This window comes from Melissospora conviva (assembly GCF_049523535.1).
Lineage (GTDB): Bacteria > Actinomycetota > Actinomycetes > Mycobacteriales > Micromonosporaceae > Melissospora > Melissospora conviva.
In genome coordinates this window covers 222186-237414 of record NZ_JBLLDT010000001.1, presented here as the reverse complement: position 1 = coordinate 237414, position 15229 = coordinate 222186, and the positions used below count along the sequence as shown (strand labels likewise).

13 protein-coding genes are annotated in these 15229 nt (G+C 73.0%); 9 read left to right on the top strand and 4 right to left on the bottom strand.

Annotated features, from left to right (window positions below):
• Positions 1 to 74 precede the first annotated feature (74 nt).
• The 3 genes from ACK8GG_RS01220 to ACK8GG_RS01210 form a co-directional block, all read right to left on the bottom strand.
• Positions 75 to 1055, bottom strand: coding sequence for an alpha/beta hydrolase (locus ACK8GG_RS01220; protein ID WP_440355305.1), 981 nt, complete (start codon positions 1053 to 1055; stop codon positions 75 to 77).
• Between the two features lie 171 nt (positions 1056 to 1226).
• Positions 1227 to 1859 (bottom strand): isochorismatase family protein, encoded by a 633-nt coding sequence (locus ACK8GG_RS01215; RefSeq protein ID WP_440348695.1) that lies wholly within the window; start codon positions 1857 to 1859, stop codon positions 1227 to 1229.
• Positions 1860 to 1861: 2 nt separating this feature from the next.
• Positions 1862 to 3055, bottom strand: coding sequence for a CaiB/BaiF CoA transferase family protein (locus ACK8GG_RS01210; RefSeq protein WP_440354422.1), 1194 nt, complete (start codon positions 3053 to 3055; stop codon positions 1862 to 1864).
• 79 nt (positions 3056 to 3134) lie between these two features.
• Between ACK8GG_RS01210 and ACK8GG_RS01205 the strand changes: the two genes are divergently transcribed.
• The 3 genes from ACK8GG_RS01205 (at position 3135) to ACK8GG_RS01195 (ending at position 6581) form a co-directional block, all read left to right on the top strand.
• Positions 3135 to 4028, top strand: coding sequence for a hydroxymethylglutaryl-CoA lyase (locus ACK8GG_RS01205; protein ID WP_440355304.1), 894 nt, complete (start codon positions 3135 to 3137; stop codon positions 4026 to 4028).
• A 113-nt stretch (positions 4029 to 4141) separates the two neighbouring features.
• Positions 4142 to 5683 carry a class I adenylate-forming enzyme family protein gene (locus ACK8GG_RS01200; RefSeq protein ID WP_440355303.1) on the top strand — a complete coding sequence of 514 codons (1542 nt, stop codon included), beginning with the start codon at positions 4142 to 4144 and terminating at the stop codon, positions 5681 to 5683.
• 112 nt (positions 5684 to 5795) lie between these two features.
• Positions 5796 to 6581: an SIR2 family NAD-dependent protein deacylase gene (locus ACK8GG_RS01195; protein WP_440355302.1), complete on the top strand. Its 786-nt coding sequence runs from the start codon at positions 5796 to 5798 to the stop codon at positions 6579 to 6581.
• Between the two features lie 134 nt (positions 6582 to 6715).
• Here ACK8GG_RS01195 and ACK8GG_RS01190 read toward each other — a convergent pair whose 3' ends face one another.
• Positions 6716 to 7537 (bottom strand): IclR family transcriptional regulator, encoded by an 822-nt coding sequence (locus ACK8GG_RS01190; RefSeq protein ID WP_440348700.1) that lies wholly within the window; start codon positions 7535 to 7537, stop codon positions 6716 to 6718.
• Between the two features lie 154 nt (positions 7538 to 7691).
• On the opposite strand from ACK8GG_RS01190, the gene ACK8GG_RS01185 reads away from it, so the two are divergent.
• From ACK8GG_RS01185 to ACK8GG_RS01160, 6 genes are read left to right on the top strand one after another with little or no spacing between them, the layout of a single operon-like run.
• Positions 7692 to 8759, top strand: coding sequence for a flavin reductase family protein (locus ACK8GG_RS01185; protein ID WP_440348701.1), 1068 nt, complete (start codon positions 7692 to 7694; stop codon positions 8757 to 8759).
• 37 nt (positions 8760 to 8796) lie between these two features.
• Positions 8797 to 10098, top strand: coding sequence for an acyl-CoA dehydrogenase family protein (locus ACK8GG_RS01180; RefSeq protein WP_440354427.1), 1302 nt, complete (start codon positions 8797 to 8799; stop codon positions 10096 to 10098).
• Positions 10095 to 11573 (top strand): aldehyde dehydrogenase family protein, encoded by a 1479-nt coding sequence (locus tag ACK8GG_RS01175; RefSeq protein ID WP_440355301.1) that lies wholly within the window; start codon positions 10095 to 10097, stop codon positions 11571 to 11573. The genes ACK8GG_RS01180 and ACK8GG_RS01175 overlap by 4 nt, the downstream gene beginning before the upstream one ends.
• A complete protein-coding gene (locus tag ACK8GG_RS01170) occupies positions 11570 to 12457 on the top strand; it encodes an isocitrate lyase/PEP mutase family protein (protein ID WP_440348704.1) in 888 nt (295 codons plus the stop codon). The genes ACK8GG_RS01175 and ACK8GG_RS01170 overlap by 4 nt, the downstream gene beginning before the upstream one ends.
• Entirely contained in the window at positions 12454 to 13614 is a 1161-nt protein-coding gene (locus ACK8GG_RS01165; protein WP_440355300.1) for an FAD-dependent oxidoreductase, read from the top strand. Before ACK8GG_RS01170 ends, ACK8GG_RS01165 begins: the two co-directional genes overlap by 4 nt.
• A complete protein-coding gene (locus ACK8GG_RS01160) occupies positions 13611 to 15047 on the top strand; it encodes an aldehyde dehydrogenase family protein (protein WP_440355299.1) in 1437 nt (478 codons plus the stop codon). The genes ACK8GG_RS01165 and ACK8GG_RS01160 overlap by 4 nt, the downstream gene beginning before the upstream one ends.
• Positions 15048 to 15229 lie beyond the last annotated feature (182 nt).

The following is a 15229-nucleotide window of genomic DNA, read 5'->3' as shown; positions in this document are numbered from 1 at the left end:
GCGGCGAATAACGCACGGCCGGCCTCCCCCGAGGTGCGGGAGAGGCCGGCCGTGTGCCGAGCGTGCGCCGATCGTCAGGCGGCGCCGGCGAGGCTGCTGATGGTGCCGGCGTTGAGCAGGCCGTTGTAGTACGCGCCACCCGGGTAGTAGGTCGGGTTGGTCACGCCGGTGGCCCAGTCGTTGCCCCAGTTGACCGCGAGGGTCTGCAGGGCGGCGATGTTCTGCGCCTGCGGGGTGCCGGAGGTCAGGGTGCAGAGGACGTCGGTGGTGGCGCCTTCGGCGTCACAGTGGCAGCCGGTGGTGAGCTGCACGCCGACCCAGGGGCGCTGGATGACCGAGCGGAGCACGGTGGTGCCGGAGGCGTCGGAGTTCGCCGTGTACGGCGGCGAAGAGATCGTGGCGATCGGCAGGCCGGTGTCCTTCAGGCCGGTGAGCGCACCGGTCATGTTCTCGTTGATCATCGACTTCACCGGGTCGAGCAGGACCAGGCCCTTGACCTTGGCGAACTGGCCCGCGTGGTTGGTGCGCAGCCGGTTGGCGACGTAGCTCATCATCTCGCCACCGGCGGAGTGGCCGACGAGGATGTACTTCTGCGGCAGCGAGTAGCTGACGCCGGCGGCGCTGCGGGCCTCGTTGAAGTTGCGGTGCAGCTCGCCGCCGGTGTTGTTGCCCTCACCGAGGAGCTTGGTGACGTTGTTGAGGAACGGGTCGTTGTTGCCCAGGTTCTGGATGGTGCAGCCGAAGATGTCCGCGGACGGGTAGGTCGTGGCCATCGCCACGTAGCCCGCCTCCGCGTACTTCTTGGCGAGGTCGCCCATGTTGCCGTTCGTGCGGCTGAAGCCGTGCTGGAGCCAGACCAGGCCCTTGGGCGTGGTCGCCGGCATGTACCAGTCGACCTGCGGCGTGTAGGTGAAGACCGAGCACTTCACCTTCTGGAACGTGCTGACCTTGGTGACCCCGGCGGCCTGGGCGACGCCTGCGGGGGCGACCAGGGCGACGGCGAGACCGACGGCGGCCGCGAGGAGCGCGGCTCTGGCGACTCTGAAACGGGACATGCATCCTCCAGGTGGTGTATCGCTTAGCGGAACACTGTTTCCCGACCCCGGTGTACACAATGTCCGGCCGTTAAACCGCCGTCAATAGGCCGTTCAAAATTCACCGGTGAACGCGACACGGGCCGGACCCCCGATGGGGATCCGGCCCGTGGCAACGGGTTCAGCGCGCGGTCAGCCCGCCTCGCTCAGCTTCCGCACCGCCTCGGTCAGCGACACCACGTCGGCGTACTTGGCGTCCAGGTCGAAGAGGTTCGCCTCGTGCGGGCCGGGATCCCGGTCCGCGCAGGCCTCACGCACCACCATCGGCCGGAAGCCGTGCTGGAGGGTGTCCACTCCGGACGCCCGCACGCAGCCACTGGTGGAGAAGCCGCCGAGCACGACCGTGTCGACCGAGTTCGCGGCCAGCCAGGCCGCCAGCGAGGTGCCGGCGTACGCGCTGGCGTAGTGCTTGACGATCACGTTCTCGCCCGGGCGCGGTGTCAGCTCGGCCGGGAACGCGCCGAGCGGGTTGCCCTCGGCGAACGCCTTGAGCGCCGGCACCTTCGCCGCGAACAGCGGCGCCTCGGCGCAGCTGTCGTCGGCGTAGCGCACGGTGGTGAAGGCGACCGGCAGCCCCGCGCCACGGGCCGCGTCGAGCAGCGCCGCCATCGCGCCGACGGCCGCGGGACCGGTCTGCACGTACAGGTGCGAGCCGGGCTGGGTGTAGGCGACCACCGGGTCGATCAGCACCAGCGCCGGCCGCCGCCCCCAGCCGAGCCGCCGGGCGAACCCGGCGGCCGCGTAGTCCTCGTCGAGCCCCGCCATGCTCAGATGACCCCGTCCGAGGCGAGCGCGGCGCGCTCGTCGGCGCTGAGGCCGAGCAGCGTGCCGTACACCTCGTCGTTGTGCTGGCCCAGCGCCGGGCCCGCCCAGCGAATCTCACCCGGGGTCGCCGAGAGCTTCGGCGCGGGCGCCTGCATCGGCAGCTCGCCCAGCTCGGGGTGCGGGACGGCCACCACGGCGTCACGCTCCTTGACGTGCGGGTCGGCGAGGATGTCGGCCGCGGTGTAGATGCCGCCGGCCGGCACGCCGGCGGCGTGCAGCGCGGCGAGCAGTTCGGCGTTGGGCTGGGTCGCGGTCCAGGCGCCGACCAGGGCGTCCAGCTCCGCCTGGTTGGCGCCGCGGGCGCCGTGCGTGGCGTAGCGCGGGTCCTGCGCCAGCTCCGGACGGCCCATCACGTCGCAGAGGCGACGGAAGACGGTGTCCTGGTTGGCGGCGATCAGGATGTCCGAGCCGTCCTTGGTCGGGTACGCGTTGCTCGGCGCCACGTTCGGCAGGATCGCCCCGGTGCGCTCGCGCTGGTAGCCGGCGACGGCCCACTCGGGGATCAGCGACTCCATCATCGCCATGACCGCCTCGTAGATCGCCGAGTCGACGACCTGGCCCTGGCCGGTGCGCTCCCGGGCGTGCAGGGCGGCGAGGGTGCCGTAGGCGGCGTAGGTGGCGGCGAGCGAGTCACCGATGGAGATGCCGGCCCGGGCCGGTGCCCGGTCGGCCTCGCCGATGACGTAGCGCAGGCCGCCCATCGCCTCACCGATCGCGCCGAAGCCGGCGCGCGGGGCGTACGGGCCGGTCTGGCCGTAGCCGGTGACCCGGGTCAGGATCAGCCGCGGGTTGATCTTCTGGAGGGTCTCGTAGTCGAGCCCCCAGCGCTCCAGCGTGCCGGGGCGGAAGTTCTCCACCAGCACGTCGGCCTCGGCGACCAGTTTGCGGACCAGCTCCTGCCCTGCGGTGGTGCGCAGGTTGCAGGTGACCGACTTCTTGTTGCGGGCGACGACCGGCCACCAGAGCGACTGGCCGTGGGCCTTCTCGCGGCCCCACTGCCGCATCGGGTCACCCTTGCCGGGGTCCTCCAGCTTGATCACCTCGGCGCCGAAGTCACCGAGGAGCTGGCCGCAGAACGGGCCGGCGAGGAGGGTGCCCATCTCGATCACCCGAATGTCAGACAGCGCGGCGACCACGTGACCTCCTACTTCTCTCACAACGTGCCCGGACCCTACACTTGGGAAACGTTGTTTCGCTAGGGGAACCGGAGGGCGCATGGAACTCGTCGAGGTGGGTCCGCGCGACGGACTGCAGAACGAGAAGACCATCCTGGACGCGGCGACCAAGGTTGCCTACATCGAACGCGCTGTCGCCGCCGGCGTCCGCCGGATCGAAGCCGTCGCCTTCGTTCACCCTGGCCGGGTGCCGCAGATGGCCGACGCCGAGGCGGTCCTCGACGGCGTCCCCCGCGACGCGGGCGTGGCCTACATCGGCCTGGTGCTCAACCGGCGCGGACTCGATCGTGCCCTCGCCAGCGCCGGGGTGGACGAGATCAACTACGTGATCGTCGCCACTGACGAATTCTCCCGCCGCAACCAGGGCATGTCCACCGCCGATTCGCTCGCCGTCTGGGGCGAGGTGGCCGCCGGCGCCCGCGAGGCGGGGCTGCGCACCACCGTCACGATCGCCGCCGCCTTCGGCTGCCCGTACACCGGCGAGGTGCCGGTGGGCGCGGTGCGCGACCTGGCCGCCGCGGCCGCCCAGGCCAACCCGGACGAGATCTGCCTCGCCGACACCATCGGCGTCGGCGTGCCCCGGCAGGTCACCGACCTGGTCGCCGCGGTGCGCGAGGTCGCCCCGGCCGCCGCGCTGCGCGCGCACTTCCACAACACCCGCAACACCGGGTACGCCAACGCGATGGCCGCGCTCGACGCCGGAGTACGCGCCCTCGACGCCAGCGCCGGCGGTATCGGCGGCTGCCCGTTCGCCCCGGCGGCGACCGGCAACATCGCCAGCGAGGACCTGGCGTACCTGCTCAACCGCTCCGGGATCGAGACCGGCGTGGACGTGGCGGCGCTGGCCGAGGCGGGCGTCTGGATCGGCCGGCAGCTCGACGTGACCGTCCCCGGACAGCTCGGCCGCGCCGGAATGTTCCCCCCGGCCGCCTAGTACGCACGCCGGCCGGGAGGGCAGCAGGAGCTGCCGTCCCGGCCGGGCCGCGCGGCGTCCCGCTCCGTGCCGGAACCCTTGCGCGGTAATTGAAACGGTGTTTCCATTCAGCCATGCTCTCTGCCGGAGGCGCCGACCTCACCATCGCCGGAGGCGTGCGGGAGTTCGCCCGCGCGACCCCGCGAACCGTGGCCGTCATCGACGGCGACCGCACCCTCAGCTACGCGGCTCTCGACGACCGGGCCTCCCGGCTGGCGCAGGCCCTGCTCACCTCGGGCCTGGCGCCCGGCGAGCGCGTCGCGCTGCTGATGGGCAACCGGCTGGAGTACCCCGAGATCGCCGCCGGTGTCGCCAAGGCCGGCCTGGTCCTGGTCCCGCTGAACCCCCGGCTGACCGCCGCCGAGGTCGACTTCATCATGGCCCACTCCAAGGCCCGGGCCCTGATCGTCGACGAGGCGTACGCGGCCGCCGCCGCCAACGCCGCCGCCGCGACCGGGCTGGTCCTCAGCCTCGACGGCACCAGCCTCGGCCGCGACTACGAGGCAGCCCTGGCCGACGCCCGCGCCGTCGACCCCTGGATCGCCGTCGACGAACGCGACCCGTTCTGCGTCGCCTACACCTCCGGCACCACCGGCGATCCGAAGGGCGTGCAGATCTCGCACCGCTCCCGGTCGCTGACCTTCTACGCCACCGCCCTCGAGTGGGGGCTCGGCCCCGGCCGGCGCACCATCGCGGTCGCGCCGATGTACCACGGGGCCGGCTTCGCCTTCGCGTACGCGGCGGTCTACTGCGGCGGCACGGTGAGCATGCTGCGCAAGTTCGACCCGGAACGGATGCTCACCCAGATCGAGGCCGAGCGCGCCCAGTCGGTCTTCATGGTCCCCACCCACGCCCAGCAGATCCGGGCGGTGACCGAGAACCCCGCCGCCGTCGCGGACCTGAGCAGCCTGGACACCCTCTACTTCAACGCCTCGGCGCTGCCCAAGCCGCTCAAGGAATGGGTGCTCGACTCGTTCCCCGACGCCGGCGTGCACGAGCTGTACGGCTCCACCGAGGGCGGCGTGATCAGCAACCTGCGCCCGGCCGACGCCCGCCGCAAGGCCGGCAGCGTCGGCCACCCGTGGTTCGCCACCCAGGTCCGCGTCGTCGGCGAGGACGGGCAGCCGGTGGCCCCGGGCGAGCCGGGCGAGCTCTACAGCCGCTCGCCGTACCTGATGAACGGCTACCTCGACAACGACGAGGCGACAGCCGCCTGCACCACCGACGACGGCTTCCTGACCTGCGGCGACATCGTCACCGTCGATGACGAGGGCTTCATCACCATCGTCGACCGCAAGAAGGACGTGATCATCACCGGCGGCGTCAACGTCTACCCGCGGGACGTCGAGGAGGTGCTCGCCACCCACCCCGGCGTGGTCGAGGCCGCGGTGGTCGGCCGCCCCGACGAGCAGTGGGGCGAGCGGGTCGTGGCGTACGTGGTGGCCAAGGGCGACGCCGACGCGGCGGCGCTGACCGCGGCGCTCGACGGCCACGCTCGCGAGCGGCTGGCCGGCTACAAGGCCCCCAAGGAGTACCAGGTGGTGGCCGCCCTGCCGCGCAACGCCGCCGGGAAGATCCTCAAGCGCGAACTGCGGGACGCTCCGCCGCCCGCCTGAGCCGTCACCGCGAGCAGGAGACGGTCCCGGATCGGCACCCGAGGGCGGTTGCGGGGCCGCCCGGCCACCCCCGGGGCAGCCGGTACGTGACTCGACGGCCTAGCCTGGCCGGATGAGCGAGCAGCAACCGGGTCCGGCCGGGGCCGTGCCGGCGCCCCTCTCCCTGCTTGCCGTCCTCACCGGGGCCGGCATCTCCACCGACTCCGGAATCCCGGACTACCGCGGCCCGAACGGGGTGTGGCGGCGCGACCCCGAGGCCGAGAAGCTCGTCACCTACTCGTACTACCTCGACGACCCGCAGATCCGGCGTCGCTCCTGGCAGATGCGCCGGGAGTCGCGGCTGCTGTCGGCCGTTCCAGGGCCGGGGCACCGGGCGCTGGTGGCGCTCGCGCGTGCCGGGCTGCCGCTGCGGGTGATCACCCAAAACGTCGACGGGCTGCACCAGGCCGCCGGGCTCACCGACGACGATGTGCTGGAGCTGCACGGCACCGCCCGCAAGGTCCAGTGCATCCGCTGCAAGGCCCGGTCGGAGATGAGCGAGGCACTGCAACGGGTCGCCGGCGGCGAGGCCGATCCGGCCTGCCGGACCTGCGGCGGCATCCTGAAGTCGGCCACCGTGATGTTCGGCGAGACCCTCGACCCGGCGGTGCTCAACAGCGCCCGCAGCACGGTGCTCGCCAGTGACCTGATCCTGGCGGTCGGCACCTCGTTGCAGGTGCACCCGGCGGCGGGCCTGGTCGACCTGGCCGTCGCCACCGGCGCCCGGCTGATCATCGTCAACGCCGAACCGACCCCGTACGACGATCTCGCCACCGAGATCATCCGCGAGCCGATCGCCGAGTCACTGCCGCGGCTGGCCGGCCGGATCGCCGCGGGCGCGGGCCTCACCCTCGGCTGAGCCGCGCCCTGGGTCGAGCCGGGTCCTGGGCTGAGCCGGGCCCTTGGCTGAGCCGAGTCCTTGGCTGAGCCGAGTCCTTGGCTGAGCCCCGCCCGAACGGGCCGTGGGCGCGGCGCGGGCTGCCGGCGGAGTTGTCAGGCCCGGGCGAGGTAGCCGAGCTGTTCGGAGATCCGGGCGGTCGCCTCCAGCAGCGCCGCGACGTTCTCGGGCTGGTCGGCCTTGAAACGCACCGTCGGCCCGGCGACGCTGACGACGGCCACCACGTGCCCGTCGTGGTCGAAGACCGGTGCCGCCAGCGAGCTGGCGCCGGGCTGACGCTCGCCGAGGGACATCGCGTAGCCCTTGCGGCGGATCGAGGCGACCTCTCGGCGCAGCTTCGCCACGTCGGTGATGGTGCGCTCGGTCACCCGCTCAAGTGGACCGTGGCTGAGGTAGTCCTCCAGCTCGGCCTCATCGAGGAAGGCCAGGAACGCCTTGGAGGAGCTGCCGGCGTGCAGCGGGTAGGGCACCCCGAGCACGACCTCCATGCGCAGTTCCTGCTCGGGCACGACCTGGTCGACGTAGAGGCGGGTGTTGCCCCGGCGCAGCGAGAGGGTGGCGGTCTCCCCGGTCTGCTCGCCGAGGCGGCGCAGCTCGGGCGCGGCCATCGCGCGCAGGTCGGTGCGGGCCAGGTACGCCCGGCCGAGCGCCACGGCGGCATGCCCGAGGGCGTACCGGCGGGTGCTCGGGTCAACCGTGATCAGGTCCCGGCTGCGCAGTGCGGTGAGGATGCGGTGCACGGCGGCCTTGGTCAGGCCGAGTTCGGTGGCGATCTCGGTGACGCCGAAGTCCGGCTGGGCGCTGCGGCCGAAGAGCAGCAGGACGTCCATGGCACGTTCGACCGCCGCAATGGAGCGCGAGGAGGTCTCACCCTCCTCGGTACCGTTCGCGTTACGAGCTGCGGTGCTAGTTGGCACTTGGCCTTCCCCCTGACTGCGTCATCGCTGCCAGTTTAGGTGGCTGATTCCGCCGAGGAAAACACCGTTCCCCAACCGAAGCGTCATTGACACGACAAACCGAGGATCGTTACCGTAGCGGCAACAGCGTTTCCTACAGCGAAACGGAGGCCAGGTGCCAATCGATACCGCGAAATTCCGCTCGGCACTCGCGCAGTGGCCGAGTGGCGTCGGTGTGGTGACGACCCTCGGCGACGGGCCCGAACACGCCCCGCACGGCATGACCGCGAGCTCTTTCTCCTCGGTCAGTCTGGACCCACCACTGGTCTCGATCTGCCTCGGCAACCATCTTCCGACAAAGGAGCTCGTGCAGCGCTCCGGTGTCTTCGCGGTCAGTATCCTCGGTAAGGACCAGGCCGCAATAGGTCGGCGCTTCGCCGGAATGCAGCCCGGGGTGACCGACCGGTTCGCCGAAGCCACCTGGGTCACCGCCGCCACCGGCGCGCCGGTGCTCGCCGATGCGAACGCCTGGCTCGACTGCCGGGTCGTCTACGCCCACCCCGGCGGGGACCACACCATCTTCGTCGGCGAGGTGCTCGCCACCGAGACCCCGCGTGTGACAGCACCCCTGCTGTTCCACTCCCGGGCCTGGGGACAGCTCGCCGACCCGCTCCCCGAGTCGATCACCGTCACCGTCACCCCGCGCTCGCGGGTCTTCGCGGTGGCCACTCCCGACGACGTCGCCTCGGCGCCCGAGCACGCCGACCACATCGAGTTCAGCATCAGCGACCGCACCGACCTGGCCCGGGCCGCCGAGGTGCACGCCGCCGCCGACGCCCGGGGCCTGCGGACCATCGGCTACGTCAACGACGCCTTCACCGCCGAGCGCGAATCCACCGTGCTCGGGGCCCTCGAGGAGCTCACCGGCCTGGGCTGCGTCCAGGTCGGCTGCACCGAACTGGCCGAGGCCACCCCGCTGCAGGTCCGCCGGGTCCTTCAGGACGCCCGGGTCCGCGTCCGCCCCGCCGAGGTGCGGGTACGCCTGCGCGCCCACCACGGGCTCGGCCTGGTCAACGCGCTCGTCGCGATGAAGAGCGGGGTCCGGCACTTCGACGCCGTCGAAGGCGCCGCCCCCGACGGGCTGCCCGCCGCAGACCTGCGCCTGCTCGCCCGCCAGCTCGGAGTCGTCTGCGACGACGAGCCGGTGGCCGACGAAGCGTTGCTCTCCAGCACCACCTCGTAATACACCGCTGCCCGCCCGCAGCGCACGATCCACAGACTTGGAGAAGAGAACCATGGTCGACCGCCTGACCGGGGAGCGTTTCCTCGACGAAATGACGCCGGACGAGAAGGACCGCGCCGCCCGCGTGGAGCAGGTCCTGCCGGCGCTGCGCGCCGCCGCCGCCCAGGCCGACGCCGACGGGGCCTTCCCCGTCGGGCACATCAAGCTGCTGCGCGACGCCGGCCTGCTCGGCCTGGTCGTGCCGAAGGAGTACGGCGGTCTCGGCGGCACCCTGCGCGACCTCGCCGCCGCCACCTACGCGATGGGCACCGCCTGCCCCTCCACCGCGCTGGCCTTCTTCTTCCACAACACCAGCGCCTCGCGCGGCACCCTGCCGCTGGAGGCCATCGAGGCCGGGCTCTTCGACGACGCCGACGTGCCGACCGTCAAGGCCTTCGCCGAGAAGGTGCTCACCCGGATGGCCGACGGCGTCTGGCTCGCCAACTTCGCCAGCGAGTCGGTGAAGAGCTCCGGCGCGAACATCGCCATCGCCACCACCGCCACCCCGGTGGAGCGCGACGGCGTACGCGGCTGGGCGCTCAACGGCGAGAAGTCCTTCGGCTGCGCCACCGGCATCGCCGACACCTACCTCGTCACCGCCAAGATCGACGGCACCGAGGACGCGAACGGCCTCGCCCTCTTCCTGGTCCCGCGCGACGCCGAGGGCGTCGGCGAGCGGCCCTTCTGGAACGGCCTGGGCATGCGCGGGTCGGCCAACCACGGCGTCACCCTCAGCGAGGTATTCATCCCGGCCGACGAGGCGCTGACCGTGCCCGGCGCCTTCGTGAAGATGCTCCAGTGCAGCCGGGGCAGCTTCGTCGGCAACCAGCTCGCCATCACCGCCACCTACGTCGGCGCCGCCCAGGCGATCTACGACGAGACGCTGGACCGGCTGATGAGCAAGAAGTTCGCCGACACCGGCAAGTCGATCGCCGAGAGCCCGATGCACCAGGTGATCATCGGCGACATGACCGAGCGCCTGGAGACGGCCTACCTCTGGCTGCGCCGTCAGCTGCTGCTGGAGACCTCCGAGCCGCCGATCGCCGCCAAGGACGACGTGTACCGCCAGTGGCGCATGGCCAAGGGCTCGATCTGCGAGGCCGCCTTCGACGTCGCCGTCGGCTGCCTGAAGGCCTCCGGCACCTCCGGCGCCACCATGGACGGCAGCATCGGCCGCGCGCTGCGCGACCTGTCGATGGGCCTGGTCATGACCTTCCCGCCGGAGCGGGGCCGCCTCGAGGCCGCCTCGATGGTCACCACCGACCGCGCCAACACCCTCTTCGCGAACGTCGCCAAATGAGCATCGCGCCCCGCTTGGAGCCCACCGCCGACCTCGTGGCCGGCGGCTGGGCCGCGTGCACCGAGGAACTCGGCTTCGCCCTTGAGGACCCGGCGACCGGCGCGCAGCTCCGTCCGGCGCTCGGCACCGCCGCCGACCGCATCGCCCAGGCGCTCGCCGTCGCCGACGAACTGCACGCCACCGGCGTCTGGTCGTCGGTGCCGGCGGGCCGCCGCGCCGAGATCCTCGACGCGGTCGCCGACGCCGTCGCCGCCCGTACGGCGGAGATCGTCGCGCTGGAGTCGGCCGCCACCGGTGTGCCGATCCGGCAGACCACCCCGGTCGGCATGATCATGGAGGGCTCGTTCCGGCTCGCCGCGGCCCAGCTGCGCGAGGGCTGGCTGAGCAGCACCGCCCAGCGCGAGGACGGCCGCACCGTCGAGGTGGACCGGCTCCCCTGGGGGCCCGCCGCCTGCGTCGTGCCCTGGAACAGCCCGGCGGCGATGGCGGCCCACAAGGTCGCCAACGCCCTCGCGGCCGGCTGCACCACCATCCTCAAGCCGAGCGAGTTCGCCCCGTACGGCACACAGCTGCTGGCCCGGGTGATCGACGAGGCGCTGACCGCGGCGGGCGTACCCGCCGGGGTCTTCCAGATGGTCCAGGGCAACGCCGGCGCCGGCGCCCAGGTCGTCGGTGACCCGCGCATCCGCGCGGTCTCCTTCACCGGTGGCCTGGCCGGCGGCCGGGCCGTCGCCGCGGCCTGCGCGTACGACATCAAGCCGGTCCAGCTCGAACTCGGCGGCAACAACCCGCTGATCATCATGCCGGACGCGGACCTCGCCGACGCGGCCCGCGCCGCGGCGGACCTGCTGACCACCCTCAACGGACAGTGGTGCCGGGCGCTCGGCCGGCTGCTGCTGCCCGCCGACCGGCACGACGAGATCGTCGCCGCCGTGGTGGAGCGGCTCGGCGCCCTGCGCATCGGGGCGCCGCTGGACGAGGCGACCGACATGGGGCCGCTGATCCACTCGCTGCACCTGGGCCGGATCACCGCCGCCCGCGACGAACTGGTCGCCAAGGGCGGCACGGCGCACGCCCCGGACGCACCCGCCGAGGGCAACTACCTCGCCCCGACGCTGGTGACCGGGGTCGACCCGCAGCACACCACCGAGGAGATCTTCGGCCCGGTGGCGGCGGTGCACGCCTACCGCGACCTCGACGAGGCGGTCGCGCTGGCCAACGGCACGCCGTACGGCCTGGAGGCGTACGTGCTCGGCACCGACGCCGAGCAGGCCACCGCCGTCGCCCGCCGGGTCCGCTCCGGCGAGGTGAAGGTCAACGGCTCCAGCATCATGAGCCTGCACCTGTTCACCCCGCGTCCCGCCTGGGGCCTCTCCGGCTACGCCGAGGAGGGCACGGCCGAGACGCTGCGCTTCTTCACCAACCCCCGGGTGGTCGGGGTGGAGGGCGGATTCGCGCTGCACGGGCGCCCATGAATCCGCTCGCCGCACTGCTGCGCGGGTCCGACCTGGTCGACGCGCCCGGCGTCTACGACGCGCCCACCGCGGCGCTGGCCGTAGCCGCCGGGCACCGCGCGGTGCACCTCTCCGGCGCGGTCTGCTCGGCGCTCGCCCTGGGGCTGCCCGATCTCGGGTACCTGCACGGCACGCACGTCGCCGAGCGGGCCGCGGGCCTGGTGCCGGCGCTGGGCGGCATGCCCGGCGCCGCGGCCGGGGTGCCGCTGCTCGCCGACGCCGACACCGGCTACGGCAACGTCCCGCACACCGTCTGGACCGCCCGGCGGTACGCCGCCGTCGGTGTGTCCGGGCTGCACCTGGAGGACCAGGTGCAGCCGAAGCGCTGCGGGCACCTGCCCGGCAAGACCCTCATCGACCTGCCGATGGCGGCCGCGAAGATCCGCGCCGTCGCCGAGGCGGGCACCGGCCTGGTGGTGGTGGCCCGTACCGACGCGTACACCGTCACCGGCCTGGCCGATGCCATCGACCGCGCCCGGGCCTATGTGGCCGCGGGCGCGGACGCCGTTTTCGTCGAGGGCGCCGACACCCTCGACGCCCTCGCGGAGGTGCACGCGGCGCTGCCGGGTGTACCGCTCGTGGTCAACCGCTCGGAGGCCGGCGGAGACACCGCCGCGACCCCGAGCCGGGAGGACCTGGCCGCCACCGGGGTCCGGTTGCTGCTGCATCCGGTCGCCGGGGTGCTGGCCGCTCTGCACGCCGCCGCGCAGGCGTACGCCGCGATCGGCCGGCAGGGGCACGCCGCCGGTGTGCCCCGGCTGACCTGGCCGCAGTTCACCGCCCTCGTCGGCCAGGACGACGCACTCGCCCTCGACGCCCGCTACGCCCAGGAGACAACCCCATGACCCACGTGATCGTCGTCGGTGCCGGCCCGGTCGGGCTGACCGCCGCGCTCGCCCTCGCCCGCAAGGGTGTCAAGGTGACCGTGCTGGAGGCCGGCGAGGGGCTCGCCGCCGAGTCCCGCGCCTCCACGTTCCACCCGCCGACGCTGGAGATGCTCGCCGGTCTCGGCGTGCTGGACGAGCTGATGGAGCGGGGCCTGGTCTCGCCGACCTTCGCCTACCGCGACCGGCAGGAAGGGCTCATCGCCGAGCTCGACCTCGGGCTGCTGGCGCAGGACACGCCGTACCCGTACCGGGTGCAGTGCGAGCAGTCGAAGCTGACCCCGATCCTGCTGGCGCACCTGGCCGCCCACCCGCAGTGCGAGGTGCGGTTCGGCTGGCCGATCGAGCAGGTCAGCCAGACCGACGACCTGGTCACGGTTGCCACCGCCGACGGCCGCAGCGCCAGCGCCGAGTGGGTCATCGGCGCCGACGGCGCGAACTCGGCGATCCGCCGTGGACTTGACTTCGGCTTCGACGGCATCACCTACCCGGAGCGCTTCCTGGTCGCCTCCACCCGGGAGGACCTGCCCGCGCTGATCCCCGGCCTCGCCGCGGTGAACTACGTCTTCGACCCGGTCGAGTGGGCGGTGCTGCTGCAGACGCCGGACCACTGGCGGGTGCTGCTGCCCACCCCGGAGGAGACCGCCGACGAGGTGGAGCTGGCCCGGCTCGACGAGCGGCTGCGCGCCATCGTCGATCCCGGCCGCCCCTGGGACGTGGCCCACTACAGCATCTACCGGGTGCACCAGCGGGTCGCGTCGACCTTCCGGCTGGGCCGGGTGCTGCTCGCCGGCGATGCCGCGCACATCAACAACCCGCTCGGTGGTCTCGGCATGAACTCCGGCATCCACGACGCGATGGCGTACGCGGAGGCGTTCGACCCGGCGGCGCCGGACGTGGCGGCCCTGGACGCGGCGGCGGCCAAGCGGCGCGACATCGCCCTGTCGTTCGTGCAGAAGGTCTCGCACGGCAACTACCAGAAGATGAGCGCCACCGACCCGGCCGCCCGCAAGGCGCACCTGGACGAGCTGCGGGCCATCGGCGCGGACCCGGTGCGCGGCCGGCAGTACCTGCTGAACAGCTCGATGATCAACTCGCTCCGCCCGGTGGCGGCATGATCGTCCGCGAGAACCCGTCGCGGAGCAGCGAGGTCGTCGGGCAGGTCGAGGTGGCCTGCCCGGCGACGGTCGACCGGGCGGTACGCCGCGCCGAGGCGGCGTACCGGCGGTGGTCGGCCACCACGATCGACGAACGGCTCGCCGCGCTGCGCGCCGGCGCCGACGCGCTGACCGCCCGGATCGACGACCTCGCCGTACTGCTGGCCCGGGAGAGCGGCAAGGTCCGCGCCGACTCGGCGGGCGAGCTGGGCTTCTCCGCCACGTACCTGCGCTGGGTGACCGACCACGCCGGGGCGGTGCTGGCCGACGACGAGGTCGACGACGCCGCCGGCCGGCTGATCCTGCGCCGGCGGCCATTCGGCGTGATCGCCGCGGTGACCCCGTGGAACGCGCCGATCATCCTCGCCATGCTCAAGATCGGTCCGGCGCTGGCGGCCGGGAACACCATGGTGGTCAAGCCCTCGCCGCTGGCGCCGCTGACGATCAGCGCCGTCGTGGAGATCCTCTCCGCCCACCTCCCGGCCGACGTGCTCCAGGTCGTCCACGGTGACGCCGAGGCCGGCGCCGCGCTGGTCGGGCACGAACTGGTCGCCAAGGTCGCCTTCACCGGCGGCGGCGCCGCCGCCCGGCACGTGGCCGCTCAGGCCGCCACCCGGACAACGCCGACGGTGCTGGAGCTCGGCGGCAACGACCCGGCGGTCTTCCTGCCCGACGCCGACCTCTCCCCGACCGCCATGGAGCGGCTGGTGATGGCCTCCTTCGCCACCAGCGGCCAGGTCTGCATGGCCGCCAAGCGGCTCTACGTGCCCGACTCGCGGCACGACGAGTTCGTCGAGGCGTACGTCGCGGCGGCGGGCCGGGTGCTGCGCACCGGTGACGCGCTCGCCGACGGCGTCACCATGGGTCCGATGATCAACGCCGCCTCGGTGGCGCGGGTCGAAGCCCTGGTCGCCGCGGCCGTCGCCGACGGTGCCCGTGCCCTGCCGCTGGGCGGCACCGATCCCGGCACCGATCTCGACGGCGGCTACTTCCTCACCCCGACCCTGCTGGTGGACGTGCCGGAACAGGCCGCCGTGGTGGGCGAGGAGCAGTTCGGCCCGACGGTGCCGCTGCTGCGCTACACCGACGTCGAGGACGTGCTGGCCCGGGCCAACGCCGGCGAGCTGGGGCTCGGCGCCTCGGTCTGGTCGGCCGACGAGGAGCGCGCGGTCGACTTCGCCCGGCGCTTCGAGGCCGGCTTCGTCTTCGTCAACACCCACAACCGCACCGGGCTGACCCTGCGGGCCCCCTTCGGCGGCGTCAAGCGCTCCGGCTACGGACGCGAGTACGGCGAGGAAGGACTGCGGGAGTACGCGCAGACCTGTGTGATCCACGCTCCGGCGGCGTTCCGGCCCGGCGGCACCGCGCTCGCCGCGAACGCCTACCCGGCCTGACAGCACCACCACCGGCCGGGCACCTCCGCCCGGTCCACACCACGACCGGACCGGCGACCCCCACGGCGGTCCACACAGAATCGGGGCACCCGCCCCCGCCCGGGGCCCCCGTAGCGGACCCCCCCGCGCAGGGCTCGCGCCGCACCCAGCCCCCGCCCAAGACCGTGGGGGTGATGCCGGTG